Here is a 14,284-nt window from a genome sequence, read left to right on the forward strand (position 1 = left end):
TTGTCGCAGGCGGCGGAGCCGGTTTGATTTGCGGGTTCGCGTCGGGATCTCGTCTGTCACGCTGCGATCAACCGATCGTGTCGGGTCGACGTGGAAGAAGATGCACGGGTGGACTGTCTTGCATCCAAACGCTTGCCTCATGGCGTCGGAACAAGACGGCAGAGCGATCGATCTTGATGTGAGCGCGAACCGATCGGCGGGCGGCGAACAATGCGCCGGCGCGCCGAGTCCAACAGGAGCAACTGATGTCCAGGATCAAACAGATTGCGGCCGCGCTGACCGCGCTCGCCATGCTGACGGCGTCGGCCATGGCACACGAAGTGCCGGCGGCGGGCCCATCCGCGCTCGCGAAGAGCCATGCCGCCGCCGGCCGCTGGAGCGGTGGTCCGCCGCGCATGGCGGTCCCGCATTTCGGCGAGTCCGAGGCGCCGCCGCGCGACCAGCCCGGCGGCGTCTGCGATCACGGCGACAATGCCAGGATCTGCTGAGCCGGATCGTGCATGGCGGTGATCTCCGGCGAAAGTTGCGCTAGCCTTGCTGGGTCGTCTCCCTCCAGCTCGCGAGCGCTGCCGCCATGCACATCCTCCGTCCCCAGTTTCGCATTGAGCAAGACCGCGCGCTCGCCTTTGCGGCGGCGCGCGGCTTCGGCGCCATCGTCGCCGCCGATGCACGCGGCCCGCGCGCGTCCCACGTGCCGTTCGTGATCGAGCGGCGCGACGAGCGCATGATCGTGCAGATCCATCTCACCGCGAAGAATCCGCTGGTCGAGCTCGCCGACGGTGTCAGGCGCTTCCTCCTGATCGTCTCCGGCGATGACGCCTACATCTCGAACGACTGGTATGTCTCACCCGACAACGTTTCGACCTGGCTCTACGAGGCGGTGCATTTGTCCGGCGTCGCGCATCTGCGCGATCACGGCGAGAACCGCGGCCATGGCGACGCGCTGCTCGCGGTCTCCGAGGCGCGGTTGCAAAAGCAGCCCTGGGACCTGACGCAGATGGAGCCCGGCAAGCGCGAAGCGATGCTGGCGGGGATCAGGGTGATCGACATCGTCGTCGACGAGATCGAGGGCCAGTCAAAGCTCAACCAGCACAAGAGCGATGCGGAATATGTCGCGCTGGTCAATCGCCTTGCGCGGGCGCAGGAGACGGCGAGCCAAAGGCTGGCGGAGAAGATGCGCGCGTTGCGGCCGGAGCTTGGATACGACGTTGGACGGCACGGACGGGTCAGCTCCGTGTAACCCGGCGCTGTCTCAAGGCGGCAGAGAGCGGATTACGCTTGCGCTAATTCGCTCCACAGAGCCGATCGGCATTGGGTCCGCAAACCTGTTGTTAAGAATCGCTCCGCGCTGATTTGTTCGATTCCGATTCGTTCTTTGCGAACAAAATGGAGTCGAATGGGGAACATGTGGTGCGTGATCCATGTAGCCCGCATGAGCGAAGCGATATGCGGGGCCCGATCACGTACTCTTGGAGCGGTCCCGGATGTCGCTTCGCTCATCCGGGCTACACAGTCATAGGGCGGAGAGCGCCAGGAAGCTCACGACCTCGCTGTTGAATCGATCCGCCTGCTCAATATTGAGGATATGAACGCCGGGCAGCAGAACGAGCTTGGCATCGGTGATTGTCGCGGCGATATCAGCGCTATGATTGGCCCGCGTGACCGCGTCGCTCTCGCCGCCGATCACGAGGGTCGGCGCCGCAATCAGCGAGATGACGCGGCGGAGATCGACGTCGCGCAGTGCGGCGTAACATCCGGCGAGACCGCGCGGCGGCGTGGTCAGCACCATGTTGCGGAATTCGTCGACGACCTCGTTCGGCGCGGCCAGCATCGCTGCCGGAAACCAGTTGCGCATGAAGCCGTCTGCGATTCCATTCATGTCCGTGGCCGCGAGCACCGCGCGGATCTGTTCGTCGAACGCCAGTTCGGACGCCAGATAGGACGAGGTGTTCGAGAGGATCAGGCGGTCGATGCGGTCAGGCGCGAAGATGCCGAGCCATTGCCCGACGAAGCCGCCGAGCGACAGACCGAGGAAATGCGCGCGATCGATGCCGAGGGCGTCGAGCAGTTCGACCACGTCGCGGCCGAGCCGGTCGATCGAGTAGGCGCCCACCGGTGCGTCCGACCCGCCGTGACCGCGGGTGTCGTAGCGGAGCACCCGAAACGACCGGCTGAGGGCCGGCATCGAACGATCCCACATGTGCAGGTTGGTGGCGATCGAGTTCGACAGCGCGAGCACCGGCCGATCGACGGGGCCGTCGATACAGTACGCAATCCGGCAGCCATCCGCCGTGGTGAAGTGTCGATCGCTGCTCATCTCGTCAGTCCCTTGTGCTGGTGGAAGCCGGCAGGCTTCGCGTCGAGCCAGGCTAGGACTCGCGCCTCCGAAGAAAAATTACTAAGATTGATCAATCTCTGTAGGTTTTATGGACAATGGATCGGATCAAGCTGCACGATTTGCGCTGCTTTGACGCTGTCGCGACCAAGGGAAGCTTTCAGGCCGCCGGGACGGCGCTGAACCGGTCGCACCCGTCGGTGTTCGCGGCGGTCGCCCGGCTCGAGCAGCAGCTCGGCCTCACGCTGTTCGATCGCAGCGGATACCGTATCGGGCTGACGGACGCCGGCCGGACGTTTCACGCACGCGCGCAGGTGACGCTGCGCGAGCTCGATCTGCTGCAGGGGTATGCGGAGCAGCTTGCCGGCGGAGAAGAGGTCGTCCTGCGCGTCGTCATCGGCGACCTGTGCCCGCGGCCGCCGGTGCTGCAGATGCTCTCGGCGTTCTTTGCCCGCTATCCCAACACGCGCCTGCACCTGGAGTATGAGGCGGTCGGCGGGCCGCTCGAGCGCCTGATCGATGATAACGCTGATCTGGTGTTTCATCGCGCGGAGCCGTCCGATCCGCGCTTCGAACAGATCAAGCTCTCGCGCACGACCATGGTGCCGGTCGTCGCTCCCGGCTTTCTGCCGTTTGCGTGGACGAAGCGGATCTCGCCGGAGCAGATACGTCCCTTCACGCAGTGCGTCATCCGCGACACGGCGCGGCGAGCGTCGTCGGAAAACTTCTTCCTGATCGAAGGTGCGCACCGGTGTAGCGTGCCGGACCAGATGATGAAGAAGGAGCTGATCCTGCATCGTCTTGCCTGGGGCCATCTGCCCGCATGGCTGATCGAGGACGAGCTGCGGGACGGCAGGCTGATCAGCATCGCCGGACCGAATTTTCCGGGCCGCGAGGAAAATCTTGCGGCAGTCCGTCATCGCCAGCATTCGCACGGACCGGTCGCCGAAGCGCTCTGGCTTCACCTCAAAGGCTGGCGGCTCGCTCAGCGTGCAGGGCGGGCGGCCCGACCGGTCCGCGCGAAGCACGGCCGATAATCGGCGCGGAGTAACCCGACGCAGTGATGTCGTCGATGGATGTCCGATTACGCTTGCGCTCATCCGCCATACCAAGTGCCGCGGCATCGAGCGCGCAAACCTCTTGTTAAGAATCGCTTCGCGCCGATTTTTCGATTCCGATTCGTTCCTCGCGAACAAACTGGAGTCGGATCGGGAACGCTGCCTTAGTGCGACTCATCGATCGATCAGTGATGCGGGAGAACGCAGTGTGCCTGAGATGCGCCGCGGTGTTGCACGCCGAGAGCAATAATCCCATCATGATACAACATCGATTGTTCGGATGCGGTCGATGTATGTGCGTTGTTAACATCTGGATCGCGCCGATTTTCCTGATTCCGATTCGTTCTTGGCGAACAAATTGGAGTCGGATCCAGAACGCCGCTGTGGCGCGCGATACGTTTCTCTGCTCCACTCGGCGCATAGGAGAGCGGATTGATGGCCAAGAAGGCAGGCAACAAGACCAGCAAGAAAATGAACAGGCCCGCGTCGCGGCGCACGGTGCTCGTGATCGACGTCGGCGGCACGCATGTGAAGGTCATGACCGACAAGGAGCGCATCAAGCGCGAATTCGAGTCAGGTCCAACTCTGTCCGCGACCGAGATGGTGCGGCAGGTCAAGCTGCTCACAAAGGACTGGTCCTATGATGTGATCTCGGTCGGTTATCCGGGACCCGTCGTTCACAACCGTCCGCTGACCGAGCCGCACAATCTCGGCCGCGGCTGGGCCGGCTTCGATTTTCACCGGGCGTTCGGCCGCCCGACCAGGGTCGTCAACGATGCGCTGATGCAGGCGATCGGCAGCTATCAGGGCGGCCGGATGCTGTTTCTCGGGCTCGGCACCGGCCTCGGCTCCGCGATGATCGTGGACGGTGTCTACGAGCCGATGGAGCTTGGTCATTTGCCGTACCGCAAGGGCGCGACGTTCGAGGATTATGTCGGCGCCGCGGGTCTCGAGCGGCGCGGCCGGAAGAAATGGCGCAAGAGCGTCGACGACGTCATCGCGCGGCTGTCCGCAGCGCTGGAGCCCGAGTACATCGTGCTCGGCGGCGGCAATGCCGACAAGGTCGACAACCCGCCGCCCAAGGTGAGGTTCGGCGACAACGCCAACGCATTCGAGGGCGGATTTCGAATGTGGAAGAAGCGAGCGCGCAAGGCGAACGGCGCGGGTCGATGAAACCGGAACCGCCACCAAATCGCCGCAACTGCCGAAGTTTCGCGCTGCATCGTCACCCCTGTTGTCGGAACTGATGGGTGCGCCGCTCGTTTTATGCGGCATAACATCCTGTTCCATGAGGAGTGAGCCATGCGAAGTTTCATTATTCCCGCGATCGCGGCCCTGGCGATCGGCGCAGCGACGCCGGCGATGGCCTACGATTCCGGTAGCCAGATCTCGATGGAGGCCGCGCTCGATGTCGCGACCGGTCTCGGCATCGTGACGGTGTCCAATACCCAGTTCCTCGGCGACGAGTGGGAGGTCGAGGGGCGTGACCGCCTCGGCCGCTGGATGAAGGTCGATGTCGACGCGCGGACCGGCGAGGTGCGCAACGTGGATCGCGGCTGGTAGCCCGCGTCTTCACCGCTGCGTGAAAATTCGGAACGGCCGGCGGAGCAGGGCGCACGCCGGCCGTTCGTTATCCAGAACTGTCTGATGCCGTGCTTTGGCTGAATGGCATAAAGCTGGGGTATGCTGGTCCCATCATTCCGGGAATCGCCGCCAGCGCGGCGGCCCGTGAACAGGAGACCGGCCATGACAAAACCGTTTCCGTCCAAAACCCATATCGGCAATCACCTGCTGCATCCGGAAACCCAGATGCTGAACTACGGCTACGATCCGCAGCTGTCGGAGGGGGCCGTCAAGCCGCCCGTGTTCCTGACCTCGACCTTCGTGTTCCGCACCGCCGAGGACGGCAAGGACTTTTTCGACTTTGTCGCGGGCCGGCGCGAGCCTCCGGAAGGCATGGGGGCGGGGCTGGTCTATTCGCGCTTCAACCATCCGAACAGCGAGATCGTCGAGGACCGGCTTGCGATCTATGAGCGCACCGAGAGCTGCGCGCTGTTCTCCTCCGGCATGTCGGCGATCTCGACCACGGTGCTGGCCTTCGCGCGGCCCGGCGACGTGATCCTGCATTCGCAGCCGCTCTATGGCGGCACCGAGACGCTGTTCACCAGAACACTGGCGGGCTTCTCGATTCACGCCGTGGGCTTTGCCGACGGCCTCGACGAGAGTGTCATCCGCGCCGCTGCCGACGAGGCGATGAAGAAGGGCCGTGTCGCGATGATCTTCATCGAGACGCCGGCCAATCCGACCAACGGCCTGGTCGATATCGCGCTGATGCGGCGCATCGCCGACGCGATCGGCAAGGCACAGGGCCATACGCCGATCATCGCCTGCGACAACACGCTGCTCGGGCCGGTGTTTCAGCGGCCGATCGAGCACGGCGCCGATCTCTCGCTGTACTCGCTGACGAAATATGTCGGCGGCCATTCCGACCTGATCGCGGGCGCGGCGCTCGGCTCGAAGAAGCTGATGAAGGACGTCAAGGCGCTGCGCGGCGCGATCGGCACCCAGCTCGATCCGCATTCCTGCTGGATGATCAGCCGTTCGCTGGAAACGCTCAGCCTGCGCATGGAAAAGGCCGACCGCAACGCGCGGATCGTCGCCGACTATCTGCGCGATCATCCCAAGGTGGCGCAGGTGCATTACCTCGGCCATCACGATCCGGCGTCCCCCGCGGGGCGCGTGTTCGCGAGCCAAAGCAGCGGTGCCGGTTCGACCTTCTCGTTCGATATCGTCGGCGGGCAGCAGGCGGCGGAGAAATTCCTCAACTCGCTGCAGATCTTCAAGCTCGCAGTCAGCCTCGGCGGCACCGAGTCGCTCGCGAGCCTGCCGGCCACCATGACGCATTCCGGCGTGCCGGCCGACATCCGCAAGCGGATCGGCGTGCTGGATTCGACAATCCGGCTCTCGATCGGGATCGAGCATCCGTCCGACCTGGTGGCCGACATCGCGCAGGCGTTGAGCCGGGTGTGAGCCAGTCAAAAGCGTGTAGGATGGGTCGAGCCAACGGGGCCGCGCGTCGCGCGGCCCGATGATAAACTCCACGAAACCCGTCCTACGGGCTACCAACCTCCGGAGAGAGTGCATGCTGGCAATCACGGCGATCATCCGCGCGAAGAAGGGCCATGAGGCGGCGATGCGTCAGGCGTTGCTCGACGTCGTCGAGCATGTCCGCGCCAACGAGCCGTCCACCGTCGGCTACTACGTCTCGCAGGATGTCGACAGTCCGCGGATATTTTCGACGTATGAGCGATACCTGGATCAGGCGGCGATGGACCGGCACAACAATTCGCCGGCTGTGGCGCGCTTCTTTGAGGTCGCGAAGCCGATCCTCGACGGCGAGGTGATAGTGGTCTTGGCGAACGAGATTGCGAGCAAGCGAGAGTAGGGCGTTCGCTACCGGGTCACAAATAATAGCCTGCTCCGGAAAGGCTCCGCCGCAGCGCATTCATTCTCCGATTTCGGTGGCGCGGAGCATTGCAGCCCGGCGCGGTCGACGATTTCAGGACAAACCCATCGTCGCGGAACTGCGCTCGAAGCGAGCGTACACCCGGACAACGTTGACGCGGAGGCGGCGCGCCGTTATTGGCGGCGCGGAAAATTCCGACGCAACGATACGGGATGGTCTCGATGCAAGTGACTTTGATGAAGGGCAAGATTCATCGCGCGCACGTCACCGAAGCGGACTTGCATTATGAGGGGTCGATTTCGATCGACCGCAATTTGATCGAGGCCGCCGGTTTCCTCATCAATGAACGTGTTGACATCTATAACATCGACACCGGCGCGCGGTTCTCGACCTACGTGATCGAGGCGCCGGCGGGATCGGGCACCATCGGCCTCAACGGCGCGGCCGCACGGCTTGCCATGGCCGGCGACAAGGTCATCATCGTCGCCTATGCCAGCTTCGACGCCGACGAGGCGCGCAAATTTCATCCGCGGGTCGTGCTGGTCGACGACAAGAACCGGCACATCGCGAAGGCTGCCGCCGCACCGGCGAAAGCCTTGGCGGATGCGTAAGCTGGGCTACGCTAGGCCTTCTTGACGAACTCCGATTTCAGATTCATCGCGCCGATGCCGTCGATCTTGCAGGCGATGTTGTGTCCGTCGCTGCCCTCGGTGAGGCGGATGTTCCTGACCTTGGTGCCGCCCTTGACCACCGACGACGAGCCCTTGACCTTGAGGTCCTTGATCACGATGACGCTGTCGCCGTCCGTCAGCGGGTTGCCGTGCGCGTCGCGCACGCCCGCTTCCTGCGCGGTCTCGGCGGCCGCGGCCGCATCGCTGCTCCACTCATGGGCACATTCCGGGCAGACCCAGAGAGCGCCGTCCTGATAGGCATGCTCGGAATTGCATTTCGGGCAGTTCATTGCGGCGTCCATAGTCGAGATCGTCTCCGTCGTTGCGGGCGCACCGTAGAGGCACAGGCGGCCAAAGCAAGCAAAAACCCGGCGATTTGATGCGCAAAGCGGCGCAAAGGTGGCGAGCCACTCGTCCACCCGCGGATGCCGGTGGAACGGTCTGCGCCTCTATCCGTTGCCGTCCGTCGCTCGGCATTGCGCCCCTGTGCTGCAGGGAACGGTTCACTGATCGTCGCGTCCGGGCCGGCAATTCATCCAGGAGCAATCGGCTGATCCCAAACATGGACGCGGAAGATGAATCAGAGAAATTCGGCCTTCGTCTGCCTTCGCACGTCGCTCGTCACCGCCGCCTTCACGTCGGCGTTGCTGGTGGGCGCTAGTCTTGTGAGCGCAAGTCTTGCCCACGCACAGCCAGTGAATTCGCGCGCGGATCATGGCAATGGTGGTCCTGGCGAGTTCGCCGACCTTGCCGAGAAGGTCGGGCCGGCCGTGATTGGCGTCAACGCCAAGGTGGCGGCTGCGGCGGATGACGACGATTCTTCTCCAGGCGAGTCTCCCGGTGACTCCCCCGGCGGTTCTCTCGGGCCGGACGGCTCTCCCGATCAGGACACGCCGGGAAGGGCCGTTCCGGATCCCGGCAGGCGCGGACCGGGCAATCTGCCGAAGTTGGGTGAGATGACCTCGATCGGTTCGGGCTTCTTCATCTCGGCGGACGGCTATGCAGTGACGAACAATCATGTCCTCGGCGGCAGCGACCGCGCCGACGTCCGCACCAGTGACAACAAGGTCTACAAGGCGAAAGTCCTGGGCAAGGATCCGGTCAGCGACCTGGCCCTGCTCAAGGTCGATGGGCGGACCGACTTCAGCTATGTCAAGCTCGCGGATCAAGCGCCGCGCACCGGCGATTGGGTGCTCGCGGCTGGCAATTCATTCGGCCTCGGAAACACCGTCACCGCGGGAATCGTCTCGGCGCGTGCGCGCGACCTGGAGACCGGGTCGTCGGAAGATTTCGTCCAGATCGACGCGCGGATCAACCGCGGCGATTCCGGCGGGCCGAGCTTCAACACGCATGGCGAGGTGATCGGCGTGAACAGCCTGATCTTCTCGCCCTCCGGCGGCTCGGTCGGTGTCGCGTTTGCGATACCCGCCGATACCGTGAAGACGGTGATCCCGCAGCTGAAGGACAAGGGCATGGTCACGCGCGGCTGGATGGGCGCCCAGATTCAATCGATCACCCCCGGCATTGCCGAAAGCTTAGGTGCGAACAATCTGCACGGCGCGGTCGTGGTCGGCGTGCAGACCGGCGGTCCGGCAGCGAAGGCCGGATTGAGGCGAGGCGACGTGATCACCTCGGTCAATGACGAGCCGATCAAGAGCGCCAACGAGCTGACCAAGAAGGTCTATGCGGGCGCGCCGGGCAGTTCGGTCAAGCTTTCGATGCTGCGGGACAATGCGCCGAATTCGCTGAGCGTGACGCTCGGCCAGCTCGCACAGTCGCAGGCGCCCGCCGGCGCGCCGAAGTGAGGCTGCGTTAGTGCGTAGGCCACTACCCATCCTGCAGGCTACGTCTGCGGTGTGATCCCGCCGGCCTGGGCGATCAATTCGAACGATCGCAGCCGCTTCTGGTGATCATAGACGTCGGACACGATCATCAGCTCGTCGGCGCCGGTCTCCGCGACCAGCGCGTCGATGCCGGCGCGCACCGTCGCGGGCGAGCCGATGATGGAGCGCGCGAGCATCCGCATCGCCTGCACCTTCTCCGACGGCGACCAGTAGCTCTCGATGTCGTCGATCGGCGGCTGGCTGAGGCCGCGCGCGCCGCGGAAGATGTTGGTGAACGACATCTGCTGCGTGGTCGCGAGCCGCCGCGCCTCCTCGTCGGTGTCGGCGGCGATGATGTTGACGCCGACCATGGTGTAGGGACGATCGAGCTGCTCCGACGGCTTGAAGCGGGCGCGGTAGATCTGCAGCGCCTGGATCAGCAGCTCGGGGGCAAAATGCGAGGCGAAGGCGTAGGGCAGGCCGAGCTCGCCGGCCAGCATCGCGCCGAAATTGCTCGAGCCGAGAATCCACAGCGGCACGTCGGTGCCGGCGGCCGGCACCGCCTGGATGCGCTGGTTGGGACCGGCGGCGGCGAGGAAGGCCTGCACCTCGAGCACGTCCTGCGGAAAGTTCTCGGCGGATTCCGGCGTGCGGCGCAGGGCGCGCAGCGTGAGCTGGTCGGTGCCGGGCGCGCGGCCGAGGCCGAGGTCGATACGATCGGGAAACAGCCGCGCCAGCGTGCCGAACTGCTCGGCGATGACATAGGGTGCGTGGTTCGGCAGCATGATGCCGCCGGCGCCGACCCGGATGGTCTTGGTGCCCGCCGCGATGTGCCCGATCACGACCGACGTCGCGGCGCTGGCGATGCCCGCCATGTTGTGATGCTCCGCCACCCAGATGCGGCGATAGCCGAGAGCCTCCGCATGCACGGCGACATCGCGCGCGTTATAGAGCGCGCCGCGCGCGTCGGTTTCCTCGGTGACGCGGACGAGATCGAGAATGGAGAGGGCGGCCACGGCGACTCCGGAGCGTTAGGGACGGGGAGCCGATGGTATTTGGCTGTGTCCAGGTGGATGCGAAACGGCGGGGAACAGCCGGTTCATGCAGATGCATATGGATGCGGTCGCCATGCCGGTCAATCCGCCTGATGCGATCGACGAAGCAGGGCTGCCCATCCAAAATATCGAAAACAACCCCATGCAAAGGTGCAGGTTGCCGCAGGCACTCGGAAACGCGCCTTGACGCGTCGGGCAAATCGGTGATATTTTTCCATTATTCCGAAATAGTGCAGGCAGCCCATTGCTGCACAATGGCTTCGGCGGTCAGCAGCGTAGCGTAGGATGGGTAGAGCGCAGCGAAACCCATCATCTCGCCACTCGGCTTGCAGCCTGATGGGTTTCGCTTCGCTCTACCCATCCTACAGTCCTCATTCGCACGCTCGACCACCGCTATCGGAGAACCGACGCGTCAGTCCCCAGACGATTGCGGCCGTGGCTGAAGTCGCGAGCAGATGCTTCAAGGTGTGTCCGCTGACGTACTGAAGCGTGTCTGCGATCTGATGGTCGAGCACCTCGGCGATCTTGGCCACAACGTACAACATCATCGCGGCGGCGAATGCGATGCGGTCGGCGCGCGGCGCACGATAGATCGACTGCCAGAGCGGGATCAGGATGAGCGGGAGGACCTGCAGCAGCAGATACGGTCGAAGGTCGCCCGTACCATGCCGGTCGGTGGCGACCCACCACGCGACGCTGGCGGTGGCGTAAAGCCCGAGAACGATCGCTTCGATATTCGTCTTCGATCCCGGCTGGGTGTCGCCGCGGACGCCGACGAGCAGGCCCGCGCCGGCAAGCGCAATCGGCAGCATGTCCCAGGTCAGCCGGCCATTGCCGGGGGCGAGGTGAAAGAACGCGGACCCGAAGGCGGTCAGGAACAATCCGATCAGGAACAGGCGGTAGCCCGGCCATCCGGTGCGAAGCTGATCGCTGTTGCGGTGAGGGCGCAGCGCCAGCCAGCCCCAGCTCGCGACCAGGGCGAAGCCGATGTTCGACAAGACATCGCCTGCGTGGGGGATGCCCAAGAGGGCCGAGTGGTCGGCGAAATCGTTGTAGTGGGCCGGCTGTGCGATGCGTCCGTGCGCCGCGAATGCCGCCATGATGCCGATCGTGATGATCGTCGGGGCGTACTTGATCCACGATTTCACGGATCGGTTGGGCCCGATCGATCCGTCCGTCCAGGAGGTGGTTTGCATCACCGGCTCCGCAGAAATGAACATTGTTCAACAATAAATCAGGAAAATGAGCGATGTTCAAGTTTTATTTGAGAGGAGCTTTTGGCCGCCTTTGCAGCGGCTTTTGTGATTCTCGCCGCCGTTGCGTGCGGAAGGATTGCACCCGACGACCGCAGCTCCACATCTTGATGGATTGAGGCTGATCGTGCAGAAGCGGACTGTCGAAAGGCAAACCGATGCGGCTGGCGGATTTCGTCGCCAAAAGAAGACCGTCTTTCGCCGATATCGCCACAACGGCGGTGGCTTACGTTTGTGGCGAGGCGTTCGGGTGGGCCGGCGCTTTTCTGATCCTGTTGGCAGGTAGCATCAGCATCTACGCTGGCCTGGCCGTACTTTTATGTCTTGCGCTGTTTGTTACGCTGATCGTGCGGCGAGAACTCAAGCGGGACATCAGAGCCCTCGACGATCCCAACGACAATCCCCGAGCGAACCGATTGATCGGCGATACCTCCAGCGCCTCAATCAGAACGCATCGGAGCGCGCTTCGCCCGGCCGTGCCTCGTCCGGATCGTCGTATGACCCGCGCACTCGACGCCCTGGAAGACATGGCGGTTCGATTTGCGATCGAACTCTTCAAATCCGTCGCAATCATCATGGCTCTGACGCTGGGGATGGGCTTTGCCGCTGAAGTGGTTGCGTTCGTTCTGTCCGACCGGGATGTCAGTGGCGCCTTCGGTTCTGGTCTGGCCGGAGTTGCCGGCGGCGTACTTGGCCTGGTCCTCGCCGTCGTGATCGTGCTCAGGCGCATTGCGGATATCGAAGACTGATCGGGCGGCTTCTGGCGTATGCGCCATGACACAGGGGCGGCCAGCCCGTAGCCCGCATGAGCGAAGCGATATGCGGGGGCCGGTGGCGTGTTCTTGCGAGGCGGATCCCGGATGTCGTGGAGCCTGTCATCGGGCGCGCGTTCGCGCGACCCGTTGGCTCATCGGGCTACTGGGACAAAAGCGCAGGGCGTTTCGGCGAAGCGCGACTTGCCGAAAATGTGCTGACGATGGCGGCTTACGCCCGCGGCCGATCCACCCTACCTTCGCAGGGCGCCGACCCGCACAGCCTTAACCGATCCGATCCGGAGCGAGACCTATTCCCCAGCTCATATTCGGCCTGACCAGCCTGCTGATCCTGGCCCGCTTCATCTGGCCGCTCGACTGGCCGCTCGCGGCAAAGATCGTTGCCGCGTTGCTTGTGCTGGTCGCCTTGCAGTTTCACCGCTGGAACAGGCTGTCGTCGGGATCGGAATTCTCGCCGGAGTTTCCGCGTCCGGTGGTCGTCCTGTTCAACTGGGCGTTCGGCGCGATCATGCTGCTGGCGCTGCTGCAACTGGCGCTCGATGCCGGGCTGCTGGTTGCCGCGCTGATCCACGGCGGCTTCGTCGGCGCGCCTGATGGCGTCCGCTACGCACTTGCAGCGGTCGCGGCCGCAGCCGCCGCGATCGGCGTCCATCAGGCGATGCGCATTCCGCCGCTCAGGGATGTCGAGGTCGGGATCCGCGGACTTCCGCGAGCGTTCGACGGCTACACCATCCTGCAACTGACCGATCTTCACATCAGCCGGCTGTTTCCTGCGCCATGGGCGCGCGCCGTGGTCGAGCGATCGAACAAGCTCGGCGCCGACCTGATCGCGATCACCGGCGACCTGATCGACGGCACCATCGATGCGCGGCGGGGCGGCATCGCGCCGCTGCGCGACCTGATGGCGGCCGATGGCGTCTACGTGATCTCGGGCAATCACGAATATATCTTCGGCTATGACGGCTGGATGGCGCACTACGAAGCGCTCGGCCTGCGCTCGCTCGAGAACCGGCACATCGTGCTCGAACGCGGTGGCGGCCGCCTGGTGATCGCGGGGATTACCGATCGCGCGTCGCGCCACCGGGGGCATTCCATCCGCGACCTTGCCGCGGTTCTCGACGGCGCCCCGAAAGGCGCGCCCATCGTCCTGCTCGACCACCAGCCGAGCGACGCACGAAAGGCAGCCCGGCTCGGCGTCGCGCTGCAACTCTCCGGACACACCCATGGCGGATTGATCCTGGGGATCGATCGCCTCGCCGCGCGCGCCAATGCCGGCTTCGTCTCCGGCCGCTACGACGTCGACGGGATGACGCTCTACGTCAACAACGGCACCGCGCTATGGCCCGGCTTTGCCTTGCGGCTCGGCCGCCCGTCCGAATTGACCCGGATCACGTTGCGCGTGGCGGGCGACACCTGACCGATCGATTGCAATGACGCCGTGACGCTTGCGATGGCGCGCCGAGGTGGCCGGGTTAGCGCGGACGTTCCGAAGGTCGCAGGAGGGTGAGAATCGGTCACTCACGTTCCAAGGCCGGCGGCTGCCATGCGTCGATCGCCGTCTCCGGGTAAATCTGCACCGAGCCGGGCTCGAAGTAGCTCTCGATCGCATATCCGAGCCTGGTCAAATCCGTACGATACCAACCAACGATTCGACCGCGCCATGATGCTCGCCCTTTCTTGGCGGCATAGTCACCCATCTGAAACTTTGCATCTGCGGGCCACGGATCGACCATCTCGCCTCCGACCGAATTGCCTTGAAAAGAAGACATTATGGCCGACCCATCTACGTCCGCAACGGGTCGATTTCGTCCCGCCGATCTCGGTCTGACAGCGGCAATGATCTTGCCAGC

17 protein-coding genes are annotated in these 14,284 nt (G+C 64.1%); 12 read left to right on the plus strand and 5 right to left on the minus strand.

Annotated features, from left to right (window positions below; genetic code table 11):
• Positions 1 to 245: 245 nt before the first annotated feature.
• Both ACVIHF_RS13510 and ACVIHF_RS13515 read left to right on the plus strand, forming a co-directional pair.
• A complete protein-coding gene (locus ACVIHF_RS13510) occupies positions 246 to 488 on the plus strand; it encodes a hypothetical protein (RefSeq protein ID WP_253608856.1) in 243 nt (80 codons plus the stop codon).
• An 86-nt stretch (positions 489 to 574) separates the two neighbouring features.
• Positions 575 to 1,240, plus strand: coding sequence for an FMN-binding negative transcriptional regulator (locus ACVIHF_RS13515; protein ID WP_253608855.1), 666 nt, complete (start codon positions 575 to 577; stop codon positions 1,238 to 1,240).
• A 273-nt stretch (positions 1,241 to 1,513) separates the two neighbouring features.
• On the opposite strand, the gene ACVIHF_RS13520 is transcribed toward ACVIHF_RS13515, so the two are convergent.
• Positions 1,514 to 2,317, minus strand: coding sequence for an alpha/beta fold hydrolase (locus tag ACVIHF_RS13520; protein ID WP_253608854.1), 804 nt, complete (start codon positions 2,315 to 2,317; stop codon positions 1,514 to 1,516).
• Positions 2,318 to 2,433: 116 nt separating this feature from the next.
• Here ACVIHF_RS13520 and ACVIHF_RS13525 point away from each other — a divergent pair, with 116 nt between their 5' ends.
• The 6 genes from ACVIHF_RS13525 (at position 2,434) to panD (ending at position 7,470) form a co-directional block, all read left to right on the plus strand.
• Positions 2,434 to 3,372: a LysR family transcriptional regulator gene (locus ACVIHF_RS13525; RefSeq protein ID WP_253608853.1), complete on the plus strand. Its 939-nt coding sequence runs from the start codon at positions 2,434 to 2,436 to the stop codon at positions 3,370 to 3,372.
• A gap of 456 nt (positions 3,373 to 3,828) precedes the next feature.
• Positions 3,829 to 4,566 carry an ROK family protein gene (locus ACVIHF_RS13530; RefSeq protein ID WP_253608852.1) on the plus strand — a complete coding sequence of 246 codons (738 nt, stop codon included), beginning with the start codon at positions 3,829 to 3,831 and terminating at the stop codon, positions 4,564 to 4,566.
• 129 nt (positions 4,567 to 4,695) lie between these two features.
• Positions 4,696 to 4,956 carry a PepSY domain-containing protein gene (locus ACVIHF_RS13535; RefSeq protein WP_092086263.1) on the plus strand — a complete coding sequence of 87 codons (261 nt, stop codon included), beginning with the start codon at positions 4,696 to 4,698 and terminating at the stop codon, positions 4,954 to 4,956.
• 183 nt (positions 4,957 to 5,139) lie between these two features.
• A complete protein-coding gene (locus ACVIHF_RS13540) occupies positions 5,140 to 6,423 on the plus strand; it encodes a cystathionine gamma-synthase family protein (protein ID WP_253608851.1) in 1,284 nt (427 codons plus the stop codon).
• Between the two features lie 112 nt (positions 6,424 to 6,535).
• Positions 6,536 to 6,838 carry a putative quinol monooxygenase gene (locus ACVIHF_RS13545; RefSeq protein ID WP_057019963.1) on the plus strand — a complete coding sequence of 101 codons (303 nt, stop codon included), beginning with the start codon at positions 6,536 to 6,538 and terminating at the stop codon, positions 6,836 to 6,838.
• A gap of 242 nt (positions 6,839 to 7,080) precedes the next feature.
• Complete coding sequence (panD, locus tag ACVIHF_RS13550) at positions 7,081 to 7,470, plus strand: aspartate 1-decarboxylase (RefSeq protein ID WP_253639907.1); 390 nt, start codon at positions 7,081 to 7,083, stop codon at positions 7,468 to 7,470.
• Positions 7,471 to 7,481: 11 nt separating this feature from the next.
• Here the strand turns inward: panD and ACVIHF_RS13555 are convergent, their stop codons facing one another.
• Positions 7,482 to 7,832 carry a zinc ribbon domain-containing protein YjdM gene (locus ACVIHF_RS13555; RefSeq protein WP_028332282.1) on the minus strand — a complete coding sequence of 117 codons (351 nt, stop codon included), beginning with the start codon at positions 7,830 to 7,832 and terminating at the stop codon, positions 7,482 to 7,484.
• 273 nt (positions 7,833 to 8,105) lie between these two features.
• On the opposite strand from ACVIHF_RS13555, the gene ACVIHF_RS13560 reads away from it, so the two are divergent.
• Entirely contained in the window at positions 8,106 to 9,335 is a 1,230-nt protein-coding gene (locus tag ACVIHF_RS13560; protein ID WP_253608849.1) for a S1C family serine protease, read from the plus strand.
• A gap of 38 nt (positions 9,336 to 9,373) precedes the next feature.
• Here the strand turns inward: ACVIHF_RS13560 and ACVIHF_RS13565 are convergent, their stop codons facing one another.
• Entirely contained in the window at positions 9,374 to 10,369 is a 996-nt protein-coding gene (locus tag ACVIHF_RS13565; protein ID WP_253608848.1) for an LLM class flavin-dependent oxidoreductase, read from the minus strand.
• Positions 10,370 to 10,454: 85 nt separating this feature from the next.
• Here ACVIHF_RS13565 and ACVIHF_RS13570 point away from each other — a divergent pair, with 85 nt between their 5' ends.
• Positions 10,455 to 10,595: a hypothetical protein gene (locus tag ACVIHF_RS13570; protein WP_253608847.1), complete on the plus strand. Its 141-nt coding sequence runs from the start codon at positions 10,455 to 10,457 to the stop codon at positions 10,593 to 10,595.
• A gap of 184 nt (positions 10,596 to 10,779) precedes the next feature.
• Here the strand turns inward: ACVIHF_RS13570 and ACVIHF_RS13575 are convergent, their stop codons facing one another.
• Positions 10,780 to 11,508 carry a hypothetical protein gene (locus ACVIHF_RS13575; RefSeq protein WP_253608846.1) on the minus strand — a complete coding sequence of 243 codons (729 nt, stop codon included), beginning with the start codon at positions 11,506 to 11,508 and terminating at the stop codon, positions 10,780 to 10,782.
• A gap of 311 nt (positions 11,509 to 11,819) precedes the next feature.
• On the opposite strand from ACVIHF_RS13575, the gene ACVIHF_RS13580 reads away from it, so the two are divergent.
• Both ACVIHF_RS13580 and ACVIHF_RS13585 read left to right on the plus strand, forming a co-directional pair.
• Entirely contained in the window at positions 11,820 to 12,410 is a 591-nt protein-coding gene (locus ACVIHF_RS13580; RefSeq protein ID WP_253608845.1) for a hypothetical protein, read from the plus strand.
• A gap of 316 nt (positions 12,411 to 12,726) precedes the next feature.
• Positions 12,727 to 13,851, plus strand: coding sequence for a metallophosphoesterase (locus ACVIHF_RS13585; protein ID WP_456781916.1), 1,125 nt, complete (start codon positions 12,727 to 12,729; stop codon positions 13,849 to 13,851).
• A 97-nt stretch (positions 13,852 to 13,948) separates the two neighbouring features.
• Here ACVIHF_RS13585 and ACVIHF_RS13590 read toward each other — a convergent pair whose 3' ends face one another.
• Positions 13,949 to 14,203 carry a hypothetical protein gene (locus ACVIHF_RS13590; protein ID WP_063790162.1) on the minus strand — a complete coding sequence of 85 codons (255 nt, stop codon included), beginning with the start codon at positions 14,201 to 14,203 and terminating at the stop codon, positions 13,949 to 13,951.
• Positions 14,204 to 14,284: the final 81 nt, after the last annotated feature.

This window comes from Bradyrhizobium sp. USDA 4506, assembly GCF_054058795.1.

Bases quoted from the DNA above. Each gene is read 5' to 3' on its own strand.
- ACVIHF_RS13510 (WP_253608856.1), top strand. From the start codon at position 246: ATGTCCAGGATCAAACAGATTGCGGCCGCGCTGACCGCGCTCGCCATG.
- ACVIHF_RS13515 (WP_253608855.1), top strand. From the start codon at position 575: ATGCACATCCTCCGTCCCCAGTTTCGCATTGAGCAAGACCGCGCGCTC.
- ACVIHF_RS13520 (WP_253608854.1), bottom strand. From the start codon at position 2,317: ATGAGCAGCGATCGACACTTCACCACGGCGGATGGCTGCCGGATTGCG.
- ACVIHF_RS13525 (WP_253608853.1), top strand. From the start codon at position 2,434: ATGGATCGGATCAAGCTGCACGATTTGCGCTGCTTTGACGCTGTCGCG.
- ACVIHF_RS13530 (WP_253608852.1), top strand. From the start codon at position 3,829: ATGGCCAAGAAGGCAGGCAACAAGACCAGCAAGAAAATGAACAGGCCC.
- ACVIHF_RS13535 (WP_092086263.1), top strand. From the start codon at position 4,696: ATGCGAAGTTTCATTATTCCCGCGATCGCGGCCCTGGCGATCGGCGCA.
- ACVIHF_RS13540 (WP_253608851.1), top strand. From the start codon at position 5,140: ATGACAAAACCGTTTCCGTCCAAAACCCATATCGGCAATCACCTGCTG.
- ACVIHF_RS13545 (WP_057019963.1), top strand. From the start codon at position 6,536: ATGCTGGCAATCACGGCGATCATCCGCGCGAAGAAGGGCCATGAGGCG.
- panD (WP_253639907.1), top strand. From the start codon at position 7,081: ATGCAAGTGACTTTGATGAAGGGCAAGATTCATCGCGCGCACGTCACC.
- ACVIHF_RS13555 (WP_028332282.1), bottom strand. From the start codon at position 7,832: ATGGACGCCGCAATGAACTGCCCGAAATGCAATTCCGAGCATGCCTAT.
- ACVIHF_RS13560 (WP_253608849.1), top strand. From the start codon at position 8,106: ATGAATCAGAGAAATTCGGCCTTCGTCTGCCTTCGCACGTCGCTCGTC.
- ACVIHF_RS13570 (WP_253608847.1), top strand. From the start codon at position 10,455: ATGCAGATGCATATGGATGCGGTCGCCATGCCGGTCAATCCGCCTGAT.
- ACVIHF_RS13575 (WP_253608846.1), bottom strand. From the start codon at position 11,508: ATGGCGGCATTCGCGGCGCACGGACGCATCGCACAGCCGGCCCACTAC.
- ACVIHF_RS13580 (WP_253608845.1), top strand. From the start codon at position 11,820: ATGCGGCTGGCGGATTTCGTCGCCAAAAGAAGACCGTCTTTCGCCGAT.
- ACVIHF_RS13590 (WP_063790162.1), bottom strand. From the start codon at position 14,203: ATGTCTTCTTTTCAAGGCAATTCGGTCGGAGGCGAGATGGTCGATCCG.